We start from the raw sequence: 18397 nt of genomic DNA, 5'->3' as shown, positions 1-18397 counted from the left end.
ACTTGTTATAAAATCGTTATTTTCGCAAAACAAATCTTAACACAATACATCCAAATATATGAAAGAAGTAGTTATTGTATCAGTTGCTAGAACACCAATCGGTAGTTTTTTAGGAAGTTTATCAACTATACCTGCACCAAAATTAGGTGCTGTGGCAATAAAAGGAGCTTTAGAGAAGATTAACTTAAAGCCAGAAATGGTAGATGAAGTTTTTATGGGAAATGTAGTTTCTGCCGGAATTGGTCAAGCACCAGCTCGTCAAGCTGCAATTTTTGCCGGAATTCCTAATACTGTACCTTGTACTACTGTAAATAAAGTTTGTTCTTCTGGTATGAAATCTATCATGTTAGCTGCGCAAACAATTGCTTTAGGTGATGCTGATGTTGTTGTAGCTGGTGGTATGGAAAACATGAGTATGATTCCTCATTACCAACATGCAAGAACAGGTTCTAAATTCGGACCAATTAAAATGGAAGATGGTTTACAAAAAGACGGTTTAGTTGATGCTTATGAACAAGTAGCAATGGGAGTTTGTGCTGATGAATGTGCAACTGAATATAGCTTTTCTAGAGAAGACCAAGATGCTTTTGCTATCGAATCTTACAAACGTTCTTCTGATGCTTGGAGCAAAGGAAAGTATGCTGATGAAATTGTACCAGTAGAAATACCTCAACGTCGTGGCGAACCTGTTATTTTTTCTGAAGATGAAGAATATAAAAATGTAAAAATGGAGAAAATTCCTGCTTTACGCGCTGCTTTTACTAAAGACGGAACAGTTACTGCTGCAAATGCATCAACAATTAATGATGGTGGAGCTGCTTTAATCTTAATGTCTGCTGAAAAAGCTGCTGAATTAAACTTAACTCCTTTAGCTAAAATAAAAGGATATGCAGATGCTGCTCACGAACCAAAATGGTTTACTACTGCACCTGCTAAAGCATTGCCAAAGGCATTATCGAAAGCTGGAGTTGCAATTGATGATGTAGATTACTTTGAATTAAACGAAGCGTTTTCTGTTGTTGGTTTAGCTAACATGAAAATTTTAGGTTTATCTGCTGATAAGGTAAATGTAAATGGTGGAGCTGTTTCTTTAGGACATCCATTAGGGGTTTCTGGAGCAAGAATTATTATCGCTTTAACTTCTATCTTAAAACAGAATAATGCTAAAATAGGTGCTGCCGGTATTTGTAACGGTGGTGGTGGTGCTAGCGCAATGGTAATCGAAAGAATTTAATCTTTAATTAACTAGTCAATGTCTTTCGGAATTTGTAATTTAAGTATTGTACCTCTTCGTCTTGAACCTGCTGACCCATCAGAAATGGTAAATCAAGTAGTTTTTGGCGAACATTTTAAGGTTTTAGGAAAATCTAAAAAATGGAGTAAAATTCGTTTAGCTTTCGATAATTACGAAGGTTATATCGACAATAAGCAATATGAAGAAATTACAGAGGATGTTTATAATTCTTTATCCGAAGAAAACAAAAGTTATGCTGGTGAATTAATTGATTTTATTACTGATAATAATCATAATTTAACTACAATTCCGATGGGAGCTAGACTTCCGTTTTACAAAGACAAGAATATTAATATAAATAAAATGCTATATTCATACGAAGGAAAAGTATGTAATACAAAGCTAGCCAAACCTGCTATTATTGATACTGCTTTTCTATTTTTAAACGTACCATATTTATGGGGAGGAAAATCTCCTTTTGGTATTGATTGCTCTGGTTTTACGCAAACTGTATATAAATTATGCGGTTACAATTTATTACGCGATGCAAAAGAGCAAGCTACACAAGGTGAAGTTTTAAGCTTTATTGAGGAAAGTGAACCTGGTGATTTAGCATTTTTTGATAACGAAGATGGCAATATTACGCATGTTGGTATTATTATGAATGATTATAATATTATTCACGCGCACGGTAAAGTACGAATTGACAAGTTAGATCATAGCGGTATTTATAATATCGACACCAATAAACACACTCATAAGTTAAGGGTTATTAAACGTTTTATTTAGAGTTTACTTAAAATATAAGCACAAAAAAAACCGAAACTTAAAAGTTTCGGTTTTTTTCATTTAATGAAATAAACTTATTTCATAGACTTATATAAATCTCTATATTCTGCTGCTTTAGCTGAATTTTCTAAAACTTCATATAAATTCATAAGAGTTTTTACCGTCTCTATACTTCTATTTAAAGAATCTGCTTTCTCTAAGTATGGTAATGCCTCTTTATAAACCTCTTTTTGTTCTAAAGCTAATTCATCATACTTTTTAAAGTTTGATAAATTTTTATTCATTTCCTCTACAATTTTCTTGTCTTTATTTAAAACAGCAACTGCTAAATTCATATAAGCATCAGCATAGTCAGGCTTTAACTCTACTGCTTTTCTATAGTATTTTTTTGCTTCATCAACTCTTCCATCATTAAAGTTAACAACACCTAAATTATAGTATAGTGTAGGATTTTCAGGATCTAAAGCAATTGCTTCACTCATTAATTCTCCAAATTTATCCATTTGCTTAAGCTTAATATACATATCAGCTTCATTTAACAATAAATTTAAATCTTTTGGATTTGCATTTCTTGCTTCAGCCAATGCCTCAATAGCCTCATCAGTTTTACCTTGCTCTTTTAATAATAAAGCAATATTCTTAACTATTATAGCAGTTTTAGATTCTGATGATTTTACGCTAGGCTTAATATATTGTTTAGATTTAACCATTAAATCTCTTTGCTGCTTAGAACCTAAGTTTTCTACTTTACCAGTTGCTATATTTGTTGCTACATACTGAGTTTCAATACCTGTATAACCAACTTTTCTTAACTCCTTATAATACTTAATAGCGGTATCATAATCATTTGCTTGTGTTGCAGATATTGCTGCGTTATAAACAAAAGAGGTATCTGTAGGGCTTAACATGTATGTTAAGTAGAAATTTTCTGCAGCGTTCTTATAATCTTTTTTATTATTATACAAATCTACAGCCTTGTTAGACACTTCCTGAACCAATTGATTCAATAAAGGCTTAGCTTCTTCAGTATATTTATTACCCTTCATTGCTAATAGCGCCTGAAAAGCTTCTGCTGAATTTCTATAATCTTTTTTCCCTGCTAATGCTTTACCTTTTAAGAAGTAAAATTTAGATTTATATTTATCTTCTTCCTCCATCATTACTGCTCCTTCTACAGAATTAAGAGTTGTAATAGCACTTGTATAATCTTGTTTTTTTATAGCTTTCTCAGCTGCTTTTAATTCAGATTTTTGAGCCATTAATCCTAATGTCATCAATCCTAAAGAAAAGGTTAAAATTTGTTTTTTCATTTTAATTACTGTTTTATTTATTGTTGTTCTTGATCTTCGTTTGTTATATCTTCATTTTCAATTTCCGTGCCATTTTCTTCTTCTTCATTTTCATCATCGTCTTCTTCACGCATAACTTTTGCAACGGCAGCAATACTATCGGTATCTTTTATATTAATTAAACGAACTCCTTGCGTAGCACGTCCCATAACACGTAAATCTTCAACAGCCATACGAATTGTAAGCCCAGACTTATTAATGATCATTAAATCATTTGAATCATCTACATTTTTAATTGCAACTAACTCACCTGTTTTTTCTGATATATTTAAAGTTTTAACTCCTTTTCCTCCACGGTTTGTAACTCGATAATCTTCTAACTTAGATCTTTTTCCATATCCTTTTTCAGAAACAACTAATATATTACTATCCATATCGTTTACAGCAATCATACCGATAACCTCATCTTTATCATGCTGTAAAGTAATACCACGAACTCCCGATGCAGTTCTTCCCATTGGTCGGGTTTTTGCTTCTTCAAAACGAATAGACTTACCAGATTTTAAAGCTAACATTACTTGGCTATCACCAGTTGTTAATTTAGCTTCTAAAAGCTCATCGCCTTCTTTAATTGTAATTGCATTTATACCATTAGTTCTTGGACGAGAATACTGTTCTAAAGGAGTCTTTTTAACTTGCCCTTTTTTAGTTGCCATAATCACAAAGTGATTATTGATATACTCCTCATCTTTTAAATCTTCAGTAACTAAGAACGCTTTTACTTTATCATCTGACTCAATATTAATTAGGTTTTGCATTGCTCTACCTTTGGTATTCTTTCCTCCTTCTGGAATTTCATACACACGCATCCAAAACACTTTTCCTTTTTGTGTAAAGAACATCATGTACTGATGATTGGTTCCTACAAATAAATGCTCTAAGAAATCTTCATTACGAGTCGTTGCTCCTTTTTGCCCACGTCCTCCTCTATTCTGAACTTTATATTCGTCAAGATTGGTACGTTTTACATAACCTGCATGAGAAATAGTTACTACAACTTTAGAGTCTGGAATCATATCTTCGATACGCATATCTCCACCAGCATAGTGAATCTCAGAACGACGATCATCTCCATACTTGTCTCTAACATAAATCAATTCTTCAGTAATTATTTGGTAACGTCTTGGTTCGTTTGCTAAAATATCTTTCAAGTCAGCAATAGTCAACATAATTTCATCGAACTCTGCACGTAACTTATCTTGCTCTAGACCTGTTAACTGACGCAAACGCATTTCTACAATTGCTTTTGCCTGAATTTCTGTCAATTCAAAACGCTCAATTAACCTTTCACGAGCTTCATCACCATTTTTAGAAGCACGGATAATTTTAATTACTTCATCAATATTATCTGAAGCAATAATTAATCCTTCTAAAATATGTGCTCTTGCTTCTGCTTTCTTTAATTCAAATTCGGTTCTTCGAACAACAACTTCATGCCTATGCTCAACAAAATAATGGATTAATTCTTTTAAATTTAATTGCTCAGGACGACCTTTTACTAACGCAATATTATTTACACTAAAAGATGTTTGTAATTGTGTATATTTATATAACTTATTTAATACAATATTAGGTATTGCATCACGCTTTAAGACATATACAATACGCATTCCGTTTCTATCCGATTCGTCGCGTATATTGGCAATTCCTTCTAATTTTTTATCATTTACTAACTCGGCAGTTTTTTTAATCATTTCTGCTTTGTTAACCTGATAAGGAATTTCTGTAACAATAATACATTCTCTTCCTTTTACCTCTTCGAAACTAGTTTTTGCACGCATTACTATACGTCCACGCCCAGTATGAAAAGCATCTCTTACACCATCATAACCATAAATGGTTCCTCCTGTAGGAAAATCTGGTGCTTTAATGTGCTGCATTAACTCATCAATCTCAATATCTCTATTTTCGATATAAGCAATCGTACCGTTTACAACTTCTGTTAAGTTATGTGGTGCCATATTTGTTGCCATACCTACTGCAATACCAGACGCTCCGTTTACTAATAAGTTAGGAATACGTGTTGGCAAAACCGTTGGTTCTTGCAAGGTATCATCAAAATTTAAACGATGATCAACAGTATCTTTTTCAATATCAGCCAACATGTCTTCTGATATTTTTTGCATTCTAACCTCAGTATAACGCATTGCTGCTGGTGAATCACCATCAACAGAACCAAAGTTACCCTGGCCATCAACCATCATATAACGCACACTCCAACTCTGTGCCATACGAACCATAGAATCATATACAGATGTATCTCCATGCGGGTGATACTTACCCAATACTTCCCCTACAATTCTTGCAGACTTTTTATATGACCCCGTTGCTTTAATCCCTAACTCATGCATACCGAATAATACTCTTCGATGAACTGGTTTTAAACCATCTCTTACATCTGGTAATGCTCTTGATACAATAACCGACATTGAGTAATCAATGTATGCTGATTTCATTTGCTCTTCAATGTTGATAGGAATCAACTTTTCGCCATCTGCCATATATATTTCTTTAAAATATTAGTTCTCATTTTCGTCAAAAAAGTGAATTTTACACTTGATAAAACTCACTTTTAAAATACACTAAAAATAGCTGTATTTATTAAAACATTGCAAGATACTATAATACCATGTTTTACACAAAAAATATTTTTATTGTTTTAGCGATACTTATCAACAATTTTAACATAAAAAATGCTATTTTACATTGCCAGAATGTCTGCTAAAAACTATTGGCATATTTTTTGTAATTTTTAAGAAAAAAACTTACTAACTTTACACATATACAAATTAAATTTATGGACGATAATTTTTCACCACAAGTTAGAGATGTAATTACTTTCAGTAAAGAAGAAGCCCTAAGATTGGGACATGATTTTATTGGAACAGAGCACCTGTTATTAGGTTTGATTAGGAAAGGAGACGGTAAAGCCATTGAAATACTAACTACTTTTGATGTAGATTTAGATTTAATGCGCAATAAATTAGAGAAATTAAACCCAACCACCCCATCAATAGCAAACATCGAAAAAAAGAGTTTGCACCTTACAAGGCAAGCTGAAAAAGCAATAAAAACAACGTTTTTAGAAGCTAAATTATATCAAAGCAACTCTATAGACACTGCTCATTTATTGTTATGTATTTTACGTAACGAAAATGACCCTACAACAAAACTACTTCAAAAATATGATGTAGGCTATGAAGAAGCAAAAGCACTTTACAAAGAACTTCATGTAGAAGACACTTTTTCTTCTCCTACTGCCGAAACACCTTCTGAAGATGAATTTAGCAATGATAAATCAAATCCTTTCGGGCAACAAACACCTAAAGGGAAACAAGCAAAAAAGTCTAAAACTCCAGTCTTAGATAATTTTGGACGGGATTTAACATTATTAGCCATTGCTGGTAAATTAGACCCAGTTGTTGGACGAATAAAAGAAATTGAACGCGTTTCTCAAATATTGAGTCGACGTAAAAAGAACAATCCAATGTTAATTGGAGAACCTGGTGTTGGTAAATCTGCCATAGCGGAAGGTTTAGCTTTAAGAATTGTAGAACGCAAGGTATCTCGTATTTTATTCGATAAAAGAATTGTTTCTTTAGATTTAGCCAGCTTAGTTGCCGGAACAAAATACAGAGGTCAGTTTGAAGAACGCATGAAAGCTCTAATGAACGAATTAGAGAAGAATGACGATATTATTTTATTTATCGATGAAATTCACACTATTGTTGGTGCAGGTGGCGCTACAGGCTCTTTAGATGCCTCAAACATGCTAAAACCAGCTTTGGCTCGTGGAGAAATTCAATGTATTGGAGCCACTACTTTAGATGAATTTAGAACAAACATCGAAAAAGATGGTGCTTTAGAGCGTCGTTTTCAAAAAGTAATTGTAGAACCTACAACGGTTGAAGAAACAGTACAAATTCTACATAATATTAAAGGTAAATACGAAGCACATCACCAAGTATCATATACTGATGAAGCTATTGATGCTTGTGCAAAATTAACGAATCGTTATATGACAGATCGTTTTTTACCAGACAAAGCTATCGATGCTTTAGATGAAGCAGGATCTAGAATACATATAACGAATATTGTTGTTCCGCAACAAATATTAGAGCTAGAAGCTAAACTAGAACAAATTCGCAAGCAAAAAACAAAAGCAGTAAGCGGCCAGAAATACGAAGAAGCTGCAAAGCTTCGCGACGACGAAAAGAATATTGAAACAGCGCTACAGTCTGCTCAAAACCAATGGGAAGAAGACGCTAAACTAAATAGAGAAATTGTTACCGAAGACAACGTTGCCGAAGTTGTTTCTATGATGACAGGAATACCTGTTAACAGAGTTGCTGAAGCAGAAAGCCATCGTTTAGCCGATTTACCTAAGATGATTAAAGGTAAAGTTATTGGCCAAGATGAAGCTGTTACCAAAGTAGTAAAAGCCATACAACGTAATCGCGTGGGCTTAAAAGACCCTAATAAACCAATTGGTTCATTTATTTTCCTAGGATCTACTGGTGTTGGAAAAACTCAATTAGCAAAAGTATTAGCACGTGAATTATTTGACTCTAGTGATTCTTTAATTAGAATTGATATGAGTGAGTACATGGAAAAGTTTGCTATTTCTCGTTTAATTGGTGCACCTCCAGGATATGTTGGTTATGAAGAAGGCGGACAGTTAACCGAAAAGGTTAGAAGAAAACCATATTCTGTAATTCTTTTAGATGAAATTGAAAAAGCACATCCAGATGTTTTTAACATGCTTTTACAAGTTTTAGACGACGGACATATTACTGATAGTCTTGGTAGAAAAATCGATTTTAGAAACACTATTATCATTATGACTTCTAATATAGGAGCTCGTAAAGTAAAAGAATTTGGCGCTGGTGTTGGATTTGGTACTGCTTCTAAAAAAGATCAAGAAGATGCACATGTAAAAAGCATTATAGAAGGTGCTTTAAAAAAATCATTTGCTCCCGAATTTTTAAATCGTATTGATGATGTTATCATTTTCAACTCTTTAGAACGAAAAGATATTCATAAAATTATTGACATCGAATTAGAAAAACTTTTAACTCGTATCGCTGATTTAGGTTATAAATTAATGTTAAGTGAAAAAGCTAAAGATTACATAGCAGATAAAGGCTTTGATAAAAAATATGGTGCAAGACCTTTAAAAAGAGCTATCCAAAAATATATTGAAGATGCTTTAGCTGAAGAGATTGTAAACTCTAAATTAGATGAAGGTGATACTATTTTTATGGATTTAGATGAAAAAGACAACAAGTTAATTATCAAAATAGAAAAAGGAGAAAAACCTACAGAATCTCGCACTGAAATAGGCGAATAAAACATACAAAATTCCTAAACACTGTGTTTGGGAGTTTTATTTTTTCAAAAAACGCAAGATACTAATAAGTAATTTTTCACTAAAGACCCAAAAAATAGCAAATATTTTGTTAAATTCTTTGATAAAAAATCTAAAAAAAGTAACTTCGACCCCTAAATCCCTTATTAACAAAAATATTAAACAATGAAAAGACTAGTACTTTTAGCACTTATAGGAGTTACCATTATTTCATGTAAAAAAGAAAAACCAGTAAAAAATCACCTTATTTTATCTGGTAAAATTGAAAATTTCAAAAAAAGAGACATTTCTTTAGATGGGTTTAATTTTACAAAAAAAATAAAATTTGATAAAAAAACAGGTTCTTTTTCTGATACTATAAAGATTGACAGAGATGGTTATTATACTTTAATAGTTGATAAAAAACCTATTAATTTATACCTTAACGACACTATTGACACGGAAATTAATCTTGACTACAAAAAATCAGACAAAGTTAGCTTTAAAGGAACCAATGCAAACATTAACAGTTATTTTGTTCAAAAAAAGAAAAAATTCTCTGAAATTTTAATAAATGCCAACAAATTATTCTCTTTAGAAGAAGAAGCTTTTTTAGAAAAAATGGACGAATATAAAGATGCTTTAACTGAGTTATCTATAGCTAACAATTTACCTACTGAATTCTTAAAGAACGAAGTAAAAAACATTGATTACGAATACTTAAGAAACTTGAGTAATTACGAAGGCTATTACGGAACTTTAACGGGTGATGCCGATTTTAAAGTTTCAGAAAACTTCCCTGATCCTTTAAAAGATTTTAATTACAGTAGTGGTGATGATTATGTAAATTCATATTCTTACCGTAAAATGCTAGAAACACAGCTAGAAGTTTTAGCTAAGGAGAAAAACAAAAAAGGTGATGACTATTCTTTAACCTACTTAGAAACCTTACAAACTGAGGTGAATGATACTTTAGCTAAAAATGATTTATTATTTAAAAGTGCTAAAGAAAGTATAACCTATACAAACAACTTAAAAGAATTTCATGATAAATTCATGGCATACTCTACTAATAAAGAACACAAGGAAGAAATATCAAAAAGCTATAACATTCTAAAAACTACAGCTAAGGGGCAGCCAGCTCCTAAGTTTAAAGATTTTGAAAACTATGCTGGAGGAACAACATCTTTAGATGATTTATTAGGCAAAGGGAAATATTTATATATTGATGTTTGGGCTACTTGGTGTGCTTACTGTAAAAGAGAAATACCTTTATTAAAAAAGTTAGAAGAAGAGTATCACGGCAAAAACATAGAGTTTGTTAGTATTAGTGTTGATGATAAAAATCAGCATGAAAAATGGAAACAAACCATTGTAGATCGTGAAATGACAGGAATACAATTATTTAGCGGAAAGAAACAAGGAGATTTAGAATGGGCTCAAAAATTTTTAATAAAAGGGTTGCCTAAATTTATAATTATAGACCCTAAGGGTAATATTGTAAACCCTAATGCACCAAGACCTTCTTCAGGACAAGAATTACTTGATATTTTTGATGAATTAAAAATATAGAATAACATAATCAGCATGAAAAAACCGCCAATTGGCGGTTTTTTCATGCTGATTATATACATTTAAAATCTATTATCACCATCCAAAATATTCCCTAAACCACCTAAAACACTTCCTTCTCCTTTATCTCCTTTACCATTTTGTGGTGCCATTGCCAATACACGCCCCGCTAATCTGCTAAACGGTAAAGACTGAATATAAACCGTTCCTGGTCCTTGAAGTTTGGCGAAAAATAAACCTTCACCACCAAATACTGTATTTTTTATTCCGCCTACAAACTCAATATCATAATCCACATCTTTTGTAAAACCAATAATACAACCCGTATCAACTTTTAAAATTTCACCAGCTTGTAAAACTTTTTTAGCCATTGTACCACCTGCATGCACAAAAGCCATTCCATCTCCTTCTAGTTTCTCCATAATAAAACCTTCACCACCAAACAGCCCTCTTCCTAAACGTTTAGAGAATTCTATTCCGATAGAAACTCCTTTAGCTGCACATAAAAAAGCATCCTTCTGACAGATAAACTTACCATCGAATTCTGATAAATCTATCGGTATAATTTTACCTGGGTAAGGTGAAGCAAACGAAACTTGTTTTTTACCGTGACCTTCGTTAGTATAAACAGTCATAAACAAACTCTCGCCTGTAAGAATTCTTTTTCCTGCCGAAAATATTTCACCTAATAAACCTGCTTCTTGATTAGAACCATCACCAAAAATAGTACTCATTTTCACATCAGCCTCCATCATCATAAAGCTTCCGCTTTCGGCAACAACTCCTTCTTGTGGATCTAATTCAATTTCTACATACTGCATTTCTTCTCCGAAAATGCGATAATCTATTTCGTGTGCGTTCATCTTTTTGGTTTTTATATTCAATTATTAGACGTAGAAAATTATTTTTTGTTACGCTTTCACTTTCAAGCTCCACTCAAACTGAAATTTAGACACTGAAACTCCGTCTTTATTTATACCTTCTGAAGTTACTAAAACTGTTTGCCCCTCGCCTGTTTCTACTGATTTTTGAATTGCCTTTTTAATTGCCAAACCATCATTACACTCAAAAACGATTCTGCCGGTTGCTTTTTTAGTAAAAGTAGCATTCATGTTGGTTACCAGCATCGACACATTTCTGTTAGACTTATCAATAGCTAGCATCACCAAAATTCCTGTAGATAATTCTGCCGCCATACCTTGTACTGCCCAAAACATACTATTAAAAGGGTTTTGATTTATCCAGCGATGTTTTACGGTAACTAATGATTTTTCATCAGAAATAGATTTTACTTTAATTCCGCAGATATAAGCTGATGGTAATTTAAATAGGGTGAAAAAATTTATTTTTCGTGGTGTAAACTTCATTTTGTCAGTATTTATGGGCAATTTAGAGCTTTTTTTTAACACTTCCTAAAACATGACAAATGTTAAATAAATGTTAAATACAGTACTATGTATTGCACAATACCTTTTTAAAGATATATATTTGCATAGTATAGTATTATATAAAATATTTAATCATGCAAAAAAACAACGAAAACACCAACGCTTTCTTAATACACATATCCGCTTTTGCGGGATACCTATTCCCTTTAGGAAGCATTATAACTCCGCTAATTTTATGGCAAACGTTAAAAGATAAAAGTCCGTTTTTAGACAATCACGGTAAAGAAGCTGTAAACTTTAACATCAGTTTTGGTTTGTACATCTTTATATTAAGTGCTTCGTTTTTCTCTTTCTTTTTTGGAAATTTTTTAGATGTTTTTAATGGAATAGATATTGATTTTGGCGGACACCATTCTTACAATGGCTTATTTGGATTTATTAGTATTGTTTCTTTAGTAAGTATTGTTTCACTTATTAAAATAGCTTTAATAATTATCGCCGCAATGAAAGCAAATAAAGGAGAAGATTACACATATCCTTTTACAATTAATTTTATAAAATAACCTCATAAACCGCATTATATGAAGATAGAAAACACAAAAGCACAAATGCGAAAAGGAGTTTTAGAATATTGCATTTTATCAATTTTACAAAATGGTGATGCATACACTTCTGAAATACTTTCGACATTAAAAAGTGCTGAAATGATTGTGGTTGAAGGAACTATTTACCCGCTACTAACTCGTTTAAAAAACGCTGGATTATTAACGTATAGATGGGAAGAATCAACCTCAGGGCCGCCAAGAAAATACTATGTTTTAACCGAAAACGGTGGCATGTTCTTAAAAGAACTAAACAAAACATGGGGTAATTTAGTAAACGCAGTAAACCTAGTAACAAGTACAAAATCAACTAACGATGAATAAGACAATAAACATAAACTTAGGTGGATTCTTCTTTCATATAGATGAAATTGCTTATCAGAAATTAAAGCGTTATTTAGAAGCCATTGGGCGATCTTTAAGCGATGATCCGCAGGGAAAAAACGAAATAATATCAGATATTGAAGCGCGTATTAGCGAACTTTTATCTGAAAGAATTACGGATGCTCGCCAAGTAATAAACGAAAACGATATTGAAGAGGTTATCGCTATTATGGGGCAACCTGAAGATTATGCAGAAGCTGAAGATAATTACAACGAAGGTTCTTCTTACAATACAAGATCGACTAACAGATCATCTAAAAAATTATTTAGAGATGGTGATGACAAGTTTTTAGGAGGAGTTTGTTCTGGTATCGCGCATTATTTTAATATTGATGTTATTTGGATTCGTATTGCTTTTATTGTTTTAGTAGCTTCTGGCTTTTCGCCTTTAGCTTATATAATCCTTTGGATATTATTACCTGAAGCAAAAACAACTTCAGAGAAGCTACAAATGGAAGGTGAGGCTGTAAATATTGACAATATTGAAAAAAAAATTCGTGACGAATTTGACTCTTTTTCAACAAAAATAAAAGATGGAGCAACTGGTATTTCAGAAAAAATATCGAGTGCAGATTACGAAAAAATGCGTGCGCAAACAAAATCTGGTTTTCAGGATTTTATAGACACTATGGGTAAAATTTTACTCACACTTTTTAAAGTATTTGGTAAATTTATAGGTGTACTATTAATATTTATTGCCGGTATAACTATAGTTTCTTTACTGCTAGGTGTATTTTCTATAGGAAGTTTAGAGTTTTTAAATGTTGATAGTGAATTTGTGCATTACCCACCTTTCTTTTACGAATCTACATTACCAAGATGGTTATTGTCTATTTCATTATTTGTTTTAATCGGAATTCCGTTTATCGTATTGTTCATTTTAGGCTTACGAATATTATCGCCAAATATTAAAAAACTAAGTACTGGCGCAATCTTAACCTTATCAGGAATTTGGCTAGTATCTTTATTAGCAATCGGTTTTTCGGGTATAGAGTTTGCAACAACACATGCTTATAATGGCGCAAATATTAGTAAACACAGTATTAGTTACGCTATAAATGAACCTCTAAAAATTAGAGTGGTTAATGATGATAATATTTATTACAACCATAACCTACGCAACAGAAATAATTCGATTGGAGTTTCCGTTAATAATACTGAGTTAAAATACTCTAACGATATAAATATTGATGTTCGCAAAAGCGAAACTGGTAATGCTTATATCGAAATTAAAAAAACATCTGAAGGTAGAAAACGTAATAAGGCAAATGATAATGCTGAAGCTATTAAGTACAATTTTAAATCAGCAAATAATACTATTGTTTTTGATGCTTTCTTTTTAAGCGAATACAAAAATATATGGAAAGATGAAGAGGTAAAAGCCACCATTTTTATACCAGAAGGAACAACGGTATACTTTGAAGGATCGTCTCGTAGGTTTTTAAATGACATTAAAAATACTGATGATATTTATGATCGCGATATGGCTAATCATCATTTTAAAATGACATCAAAAGGTTTTGAGTGTACCGATTGTGATAATGATGAAACAAACAACAATCAAGATAATAATTGGAATTCTGATAACGACGAAGATGTAAGTTTTTTATTCGACAGCACTATTAACGATTTAAAAGCTGAGTTTATCATCAGTAAAAAAACCACAAAAAAAGAGTTAGAGAAGTTAGTTACTTGGTTTAAGAACAAAAAAAATATTGACATTACTATTAAAGATTCTAAATACAATAAGAATAATCAAATAGATAAAATTAAACTAAGAATAAACTGTAATGATGGTTATAGAGGCGAATTAACAATCTCTAACAACACTTTAAACGATATTTCTAAAGGTTTTAGACGAACTTATAACCAAGAACATAAAGGTTTAGCTTTTAAAACCTGGTAATCAAAAACAAAAACTATGGGAGCTATTTTCAATTTTTTCTTTAAAGGCAATTTTTTCTTAAAATTAATCACCCTATTATACGCTTTATTATTCTCTTTGATAACAAATGCACAAGTAGCTGAAATACCGAATTACAAAGCTGTGGATATTAATTTGCACAATGAAATTGTAAAAATGGATAGCATTTATTTTACTGCTTACAATACTTGTGATATGAAAACCCAAGCAAAGTTGTATGACGAAGATTTAGAGTTTTTTCACGACAAAGGAGGTTTATCAACCTCTAAAAGCGATCTTTTAAAAGCATTAGAAAAAAATATATGTGGCAAAGTAACCCGAACTTTAATAAAAGGAAGCATTGAAGTATATCCGATAAAAAATTACGGCGCAATACAAATTGGTTATCATAAATTTTTATAACAATCAAGAACCCAATGCAATATCAACTCCAAGTAAATTTATTGTTATTTGGAAACAAGAAAACAAACAATGGAAAATAACAAAAGTTATTAGCCTACATTAAAATACAGTTCACACTAAAAACATTAGTTCATTTGTTATAGCTAACTCCAATGATACTAATACTTGGTTTTATTAGTTTACTAAGCCAAAGCTTAATTGCTTTGGCTTTTTTATGTGTAAAAATTTAGTTTGCATCTCATATAAATTTTATAGAACTTCGCTATCAACTGATATTGTGTAGTAAAATAATCACACATTATTAATTTGCTATGTTTAGTTTACCTAAAAACGAAAAAATGAAGAAAAAACACTTAATCAATCTACTAATAATTTTTATGCTTTTTAGTTGTAAAAACGATAAAGGCGAAAGCTCTAAAAGCAAAACTATTATTACTAATAAAGATGAATTAATAAAAGATTTACCGAATGAAAAAGACGTAAAAAAATTCTCTTGGAAAAACATTCCTGAATCAAAAGCTAACATAGGTATATTTCCATATATAACACCACCTAAAGGGATGCTTGTTGATAAAAACGAATCTAAGTCATATGAATTTGATAAACTAGAAATGTTTGATGGAAATACTTTTTTTACTCTTGATGGAAAAGTTACAAGAATGGAAATAATAATGGACAATGATAAAGAATGGCAAAAGTATTTATTTGACAAAAGTATTTCTGAATATTTAAAATCTATAGGTGCTAAATTAATTTTCAAAAATAGCATACCCTATGAATTAACACAAAAATGGGGAGACAACCCCAATGCAATATATAAACACATGCATGAATTTTATGCTGGCGACGTAGTTAATGGACCTATAGAAATGTACCTTCTTAAAACTGCTGATAAAAAAATTGGTTTCCAAGTTTCTTCAAAATCTAGAACTATAGGTGTTGTAGAGTATAAAAACTTTAAGCAAACTATAAAAAAAATTACAGCTAATGATATTTTAAACGATATAAATAACAAAGGCTATGCAACATTATATATTAATTTCGACACTGGTAAATCAAGGATTAAAACTAACTCTTATGATGTTATTAATGAAATAATAAAAATGATGAAATCAAATATTGATTTAAAAATTAGTATAGAAGGGCATACAGATAATACAGGTAATGAGTCATCAAATATAACATTATCTAAAAATAGAGCAAAATCTGTTCTCATGGCACTTACAGATGAAAACATTGCTGAATCGAGATTAAAAAGTCAAGGTTTTGGTCAAACTAAACCTGTAGATGACAATACCACCGAAGAAGGTAAAGCCAAAAACAGAAGAGTTGAATTAAGAAAAATATAGCGTAACTACTATTATCAGTAATACTGTTATACTTATTTAAAGAAAAGAACATCTATCTAATAACAAAAACCCACACTTTATAAAGTGTGGGTTTTTGTTATTTACGCTACTCCTAAAATTCTTTGTAGCGGAATAATTGTTGATTTTTTTAAGATGACCGACTTTTCTGTCAGTCCCCATATAGTAGTTTCTACCATTTTTAAGCCAGAATCATCTACAAAGGTAATTCTTACTTTTCCTTTTTCTAAATTACCAAGAGCCAAAGCTCTTTTTAAATCTAAAAAACGGTTAAGTTGATCATTTTTCTTTCCTAAAACATCTGCTTTCGAAAAATTTAAAAATTTAATTTGTTCTTTTTCAATAATTTGAATATTGCTAATTGGAATCATATAACTGGGGAATTATAGGTTATTTACTAATACATATGAAAAAACATATTACTCAGTAAAAATAAACAATAATTACACTTTTAACAACATACACATGTTAATAAATACTAATACGCAATCAAAACACATATACATAATAGATTTAACAATAAAATAATGTTGTTTTTTGGAAGCCTTTTTTCTCTAACGATTTAAAAAACATTTTCTTATTTTTACCTTATGAAACATATTACTTTTATTCTATTCTTCTTTTCTTTTTTCGTTCAATCACAGCAACTACCAAAAGGCTTTTCTTATTTACAAGAAATTGCTCCTTCAATAAAAAAAGAACTTAGGTATTGCTCTGATAATAATTTTGTAGGTACTGCAATTAATGGGTATCAAGAAAACGCACTTATTATCACTACAAAAGCGGCCAAGGCATTAAATAAAGTACAAGACGAATTGCTAAAAAAAGAATTGAGTCTTAAAGTTTTTGATGCTTACAGGCCACAAACTGCTGTAAACCATTTTGTAAAATGGGCTCGTGTTATGAGTGACACATTAATGAAGCAGCAATACTATCCGAATGTTAAGAAAAGACAGCTTTTTAAAAAGGGATATATATCGTCAAAATCTGGTCATTCTCGTGGTAGCACAGTCGATTTAACAATTATCGATTTAAAAATAAATAAAGAATTAGACATGGGAAGTCCGTATGATTTTTTTGGTATCTCTTCACATATTTTATATCCTAAATTAACAAAAGCACAAAAAGAAAACAGGCAATTATTACAAACTATAATGCGTAAATATAACTTTAGACCTTACTCTAAAGAATGGTGGCATTTTACTTTAAGAAACGAACCCTTTCCTAAAACTTATTTTAAGTTTCCTATTAATTAAGAACTACTTACTTAATAAGTAAGTTTTAACGCTTTGTTTAGACAAAGAAAAAAAATGGGCATTATATTTGCCTAGATTTATTTGGAATGACAAAAAAACTGCACTTCTTTTTATTTATTATTACGTTAAGCATAAGCACGTATAGTTTTGCGCAGCTTGACGGTTCTTTTGGCAATAAAAAAAACAATAACTCTTCTTCTTTTGGTAATATACCTGCCGCATCTAAAGAAGTTAAAAAACCAACATCGTTAGATTTTAAAAATAATGATGGTTTTAAAACGGCACATACCAAACAACAAAAGGACCTTAAAAAGAAACAAGCTGAAAGAAATTTAGAGAATAAAGGTATTTTAACCAAAGCTAAAATAGCAGAACAGCAATACCTAAAATCTTTCCAAAAAATAAACGGAATGTACAACTACCCTGTTATCGATCAAGATTTAGGTAGTTTTAGTACAAAATCTAAGAATGTAAATATCATTTGCCGAGACTTTCAATACCCAGACGGAGACAGAGTAATGATCCTTGTAAATAATATTCCAGTAGTTAGCAATATAACCCTTAAACAAAGTTATCAATCTTTTAATATCCCTTTGGATGAAGGTATAAATACGATTGAAATCATAGCTTTAAACCAAGGAAGTTCAGGGCCTAACACCGCAGGATTTAAAATTTTTAATGATGCAGGAATGCTAATTTCATCTAACCAATGGAATTTAGCTACAGGCGCAAAAGCATCAATTATTATAGCAAAGCAAAAAAATTAAAGGATAGAGATTTTAG

General features: G+C 31.2%; 16 protein-coding genes. 11 read left to right on the top strand and 5 right to left on the bottom strand.

Annotated features, from left to right (window positions below; all coding sequences use genetic code 11):
- Positions 1 to 58 precede the first annotated feature (58 nt).
- The gene (locus tag AC28QF_RS09805; protein WP_488201518.1) at positions 59 to 1234 is read left to right on the top strand and encodes an acetyl-CoA C-acyltransferase; all 1176 of its coding nucleotides are present in this window, start codon (positions 59 to 61) and stop codon (positions 1232 to 1234) included.
- 18 nt (positions 1235 to 1252) lie between these two features.
- Positions 1253 to 2023: a C40 family peptidase gene (locus AC28QF_RS09800; RefSeq protein WP_488201519.1), complete on the top strand. Its 771-nt coding sequence runs from the start codon at positions 1253 to 1255 to the stop codon at positions 2021 to 2023.
- 74 nt (positions 2024 to 2097) lie between these two features.
- Here AC28QF_RS09800 and AC28QF_RS09795 read toward each other — a convergent pair whose 3' ends face one another.
- Positions 2098 to 3333 (bottom strand): tetratricopeptide repeat protein, encoded by a 1236-nt coding sequence (locus AC28QF_RS09795; protein ID WP_488201520.1) that lies wholly within the window; start codon positions 3331 to 3333, stop codon positions 2098 to 2100.
- Between the two features lie 17 nt (positions 3334 to 3350).
- A complete protein-coding gene (gene gyrA, locus AC28QF_RS09790; protein WP_488201521.1) occupies positions 3351 to 5873 on the bottom strand; it encodes a DNA gyrase subunit A in 2523 nt (840 codons plus the stop codon).
- A 296-nt stretch (positions 5874 to 6169) separates the two neighbouring features.
- Here gyrA and AC28QF_RS09785 point away from each other — a divergent pair, with 296 nt between their 5' ends.
- Both AC28QF_RS09785 and AC28QF_RS09780 read left to right on the top strand, forming a co-directional pair.
- Positions 6170 to 8722 carry an ATP-dependent Clp protease ATP-binding subunit gene (locus tag AC28QF_RS09785; protein WP_488201522.1) on the top strand — a complete coding sequence of 851 codons (2553 nt, stop codon included), beginning with the start codon at positions 6170 to 6172 and terminating at the stop codon, positions 8720 to 8722.
- Between the two features lie 183 nt (positions 8723 to 8905).
- Entirely contained in the window at positions 8906 to 10291 is a 1386-nt protein-coding gene (locus AC28QF_RS09780; protein WP_488201523.1) for a TlpA family protein disulfide reductase, read from the top strand.
- A gap of 62 nt (positions 10292 to 10353) precedes the next feature.
- Here AC28QF_RS09780 and AC28QF_RS09775 read toward each other — a convergent pair whose 3' ends face one another.
- Positions 10354 to 11154, bottom strand: a complete 801-nt coding sequence (locus tag AC28QF_RS09775) for a TIGR00266 family protein (RefSeq protein ID WP_488201524.1) — start codon at positions 11152 to 11154, stop codon at positions 10354 to 10356.
- Between the two features lie 48 nt (positions 11155 to 11202).
- Complete coding sequence (locus AC28QF_RS09770) at positions 11203 to 11658, bottom strand: DUF4442 domain-containing protein (protein WP_488201525.1); 456 nt, start codon at positions 11656 to 11658, stop codon at positions 11203 to 11205.
- A 155-nt stretch (positions 11659 to 11813) separates the two neighbouring features.
- Between AC28QF_RS09770 and AC28QF_RS09765 the strand changes: the two genes are divergently transcribed.
- The 5 genes from AC28QF_RS09765 (at position 11814) to AC28QF_RS09745 (ending at position 16340) form a co-directional block, all read left to right on the top strand.
- Complete coding sequence (locus AC28QF_RS09765) at positions 11814 to 12242, top strand: DUF4870 domain-containing protein (protein WP_488201526.1); 429 nt, start codon at positions 11814 to 11816, stop codon at positions 12240 to 12242.
- 18 nt (positions 12243 to 12260) lie between these two features.
- Complete coding sequence (locus tag AC28QF_RS09760) at positions 12261 to 12605, top strand: PadR family transcriptional regulator (RefSeq protein ID WP_483706663.1); 345 nt, start codon at positions 12261 to 12263, stop codon at positions 12603 to 12605.
- Positions 12598 to 14571, top strand: coding sequence for a PspC domain-containing protein (locus AC28QF_RS09755; RefSeq protein WP_488201527.1), 1974 nt, complete (start codon positions 12598 to 12600; stop codon positions 14569 to 14571). Before AC28QF_RS09760 ends, AC28QF_RS09755 begins: the two co-directional genes overlap by 8 nt.
- Before the next feature lie 15 nt (positions 14572 to 14586).
- Positions 14587 to 14991, top strand: a complete 405-nt coding sequence (locus tag AC28QF_RS09750; protein ID WP_488201528.1) for a nuclear transport factor 2 family protein — start codon at positions 14587 to 14589, stop codon at positions 14989 to 14991.
- A gap of 338 nt (positions 14992 to 15329) precedes the next feature.
- The gene (locus AC28QF_RS09745; protein ID WP_488201529.1) at positions 15330 to 16340 is read left to right on the top strand and encodes an OmpA family protein; all 1011 of its coding nucleotides are present in this window, start codon (positions 15330 to 15332) and stop codon (positions 16338 to 16340) included.
- Between the two features lie 101 nt (positions 16341 to 16441).
- Here AC28QF_RS09745 and AC28QF_RS09740 read toward each other — a convergent pair whose 3' ends face one another.
- Positions 16442 to 16729, bottom strand: coding sequence for a hypothetical protein (locus AC28QF_RS09740; RefSeq protein ID WP_488201530.1), 288 nt, complete (start codon positions 16727 to 16729; stop codon positions 16442 to 16444).
- Positions 16730 to 16948: 219 nt separating this feature from the next.
- On the opposite strand from AC28QF_RS09740, the gene AC28QF_RS09735 reads away from it, so the two are divergent.
- Both AC28QF_RS09735 and AC28QF_RS09730 read left to right on the top strand, forming a co-directional pair.
- Positions 16949 to 17614 carry a M15 family metallopeptidase gene (locus tag AC28QF_RS09735; RefSeq protein ID WP_488201531.1) on the top strand — a complete coding sequence of 222 codons (666 nt, stop codon included), beginning with the start codon at positions 16949 to 16951 and terminating at the stop codon, positions 17612 to 17614.
- Positions 17615 to 17700: 86 nt separating this feature from the next.
- Positions 17701 to 18381 carry a hypothetical protein gene (locus AC28QF_RS09730; RefSeq protein ID WP_488201532.1) on the top strand — a complete coding sequence of 227 codons (681 nt, stop codon included), beginning with the start codon at positions 17701 to 17703 and terminating at the stop codon, positions 18379 to 18381.
- Positions 18382 to 18397: the final 16 nt, after the last annotated feature.

The organism is Tenacibaculum sp. M1.3A, from assembly GCF_057732375.1.
This window is presented reverse-complemented; position numbering and strand designations above follow the sequence as displayed.

Excerpts from the sequence above, each read along its gene's own strand:
- AC28QF_RS09805 (WP_488201518.1), top strand. The coding sequence starts at position 59 with ATGAAAGAAGTAGTTATTGTATCAGTTGCTAGAACACCAATCGGTAGT.
- AC28QF_RS09800 (WP_488201519.1), top strand. The coding sequence starts at position 1,253 with ATGTCTTTCGGAATTTGTAATTTAAGTATTGTACCTCTTCGTCTTGAA.
- AC28QF_RS09795 (WP_488201520.1), bottom strand. The coding sequence starts at position 3,333 with ATGAAAAAACAAATTTTAACCTTTTCTTTAGGATTGATGACATTAGGA.
- gyrA (WP_488201521.1), bottom strand. The coding sequence starts at position 5,873 with ATGGCAGATGGCGAAAAGTTGATTCCTATCAACATTGAAGAGCAAATG.
- AC28QF_RS09785 (WP_488201522.1), top strand. The coding sequence starts at position 6,170 with ATGGACGATAATTTTTCACCACAAGTTAGAGATGTAATTACTTTCAGT.
- AC28QF_RS09780 (WP_488201523.1), top strand. The coding sequence starts at position 8,906 with ATGAAAAGACTAGTACTTTTAGCACTTATAGGAGTTACCATTATTTCA.
- AC28QF_RS09775 (WP_488201524.1), bottom strand. The coding sequence starts at position 11,154 with ATGAACGCACACGAAATAGATTATCGCATTTTCGGAGAAGAAATGCAG.
- AC28QF_RS09770 (WP_488201525.1), bottom strand. The coding sequence starts at position 11,658 with ATGAAGTTTACACCACGAAAAATAAATTTTTTCACCCTATTTAAATTA.
- AC28QF_RS09765 (WP_488201526.1), top strand. The coding sequence starts at position 11,814 with ATGCAAAAAAACAACGAAAACACCAACGCTTTCTTAATACACATATCC.
- AC28QF_RS09760 (WP_483706663.1), top strand. The coding sequence starts at position 12,261 with ATGAAGATAGAAAACACAAAAGCACAAATGCGAAAAGGAGTTTTAGAA.
- AC28QF_RS09755 (WP_488201527.1), top strand. The coding sequence starts at position 12,598 with ATGAATAAGACAATAAACATAAACTTAGGTGGATTCTTCTTTCATATA.
- AC28QF_RS09750 (WP_488201528.1), top strand. The coding sequence starts at position 14,587 with ATGGGAGCTATTTTCAATTTTTTCTTTAAAGGCAATTTTTTCTTAAAA.
- AC28QF_RS09745 (WP_488201529.1), top strand. The coding sequence starts at position 15,330 with ATGAAGAAAAAACACTTAATCAATCTACTAATAATTTTTATGCTTTTT.
- AC28QF_RS09740 (WP_488201530.1), bottom strand. The coding sequence starts at position 16,729 with ATGATTCCAATTAGCAATATTCAAATTATTGAAAAAGAACAAATTAAA.
- AC28QF_RS09735 (WP_488201531.1), top strand. The coding sequence starts at position 16,949 with ATGAAACATATTACTTTTATTCTATTCTTCTTTTCTTTTTTCGTTCAA.
- AC28QF_RS09730 (WP_488201532.1), top strand. The coding sequence starts at position 17,701 with ATGACAAAAAAACTGCACTTCTTTTTATTTATTATTACGTTAAGCATA.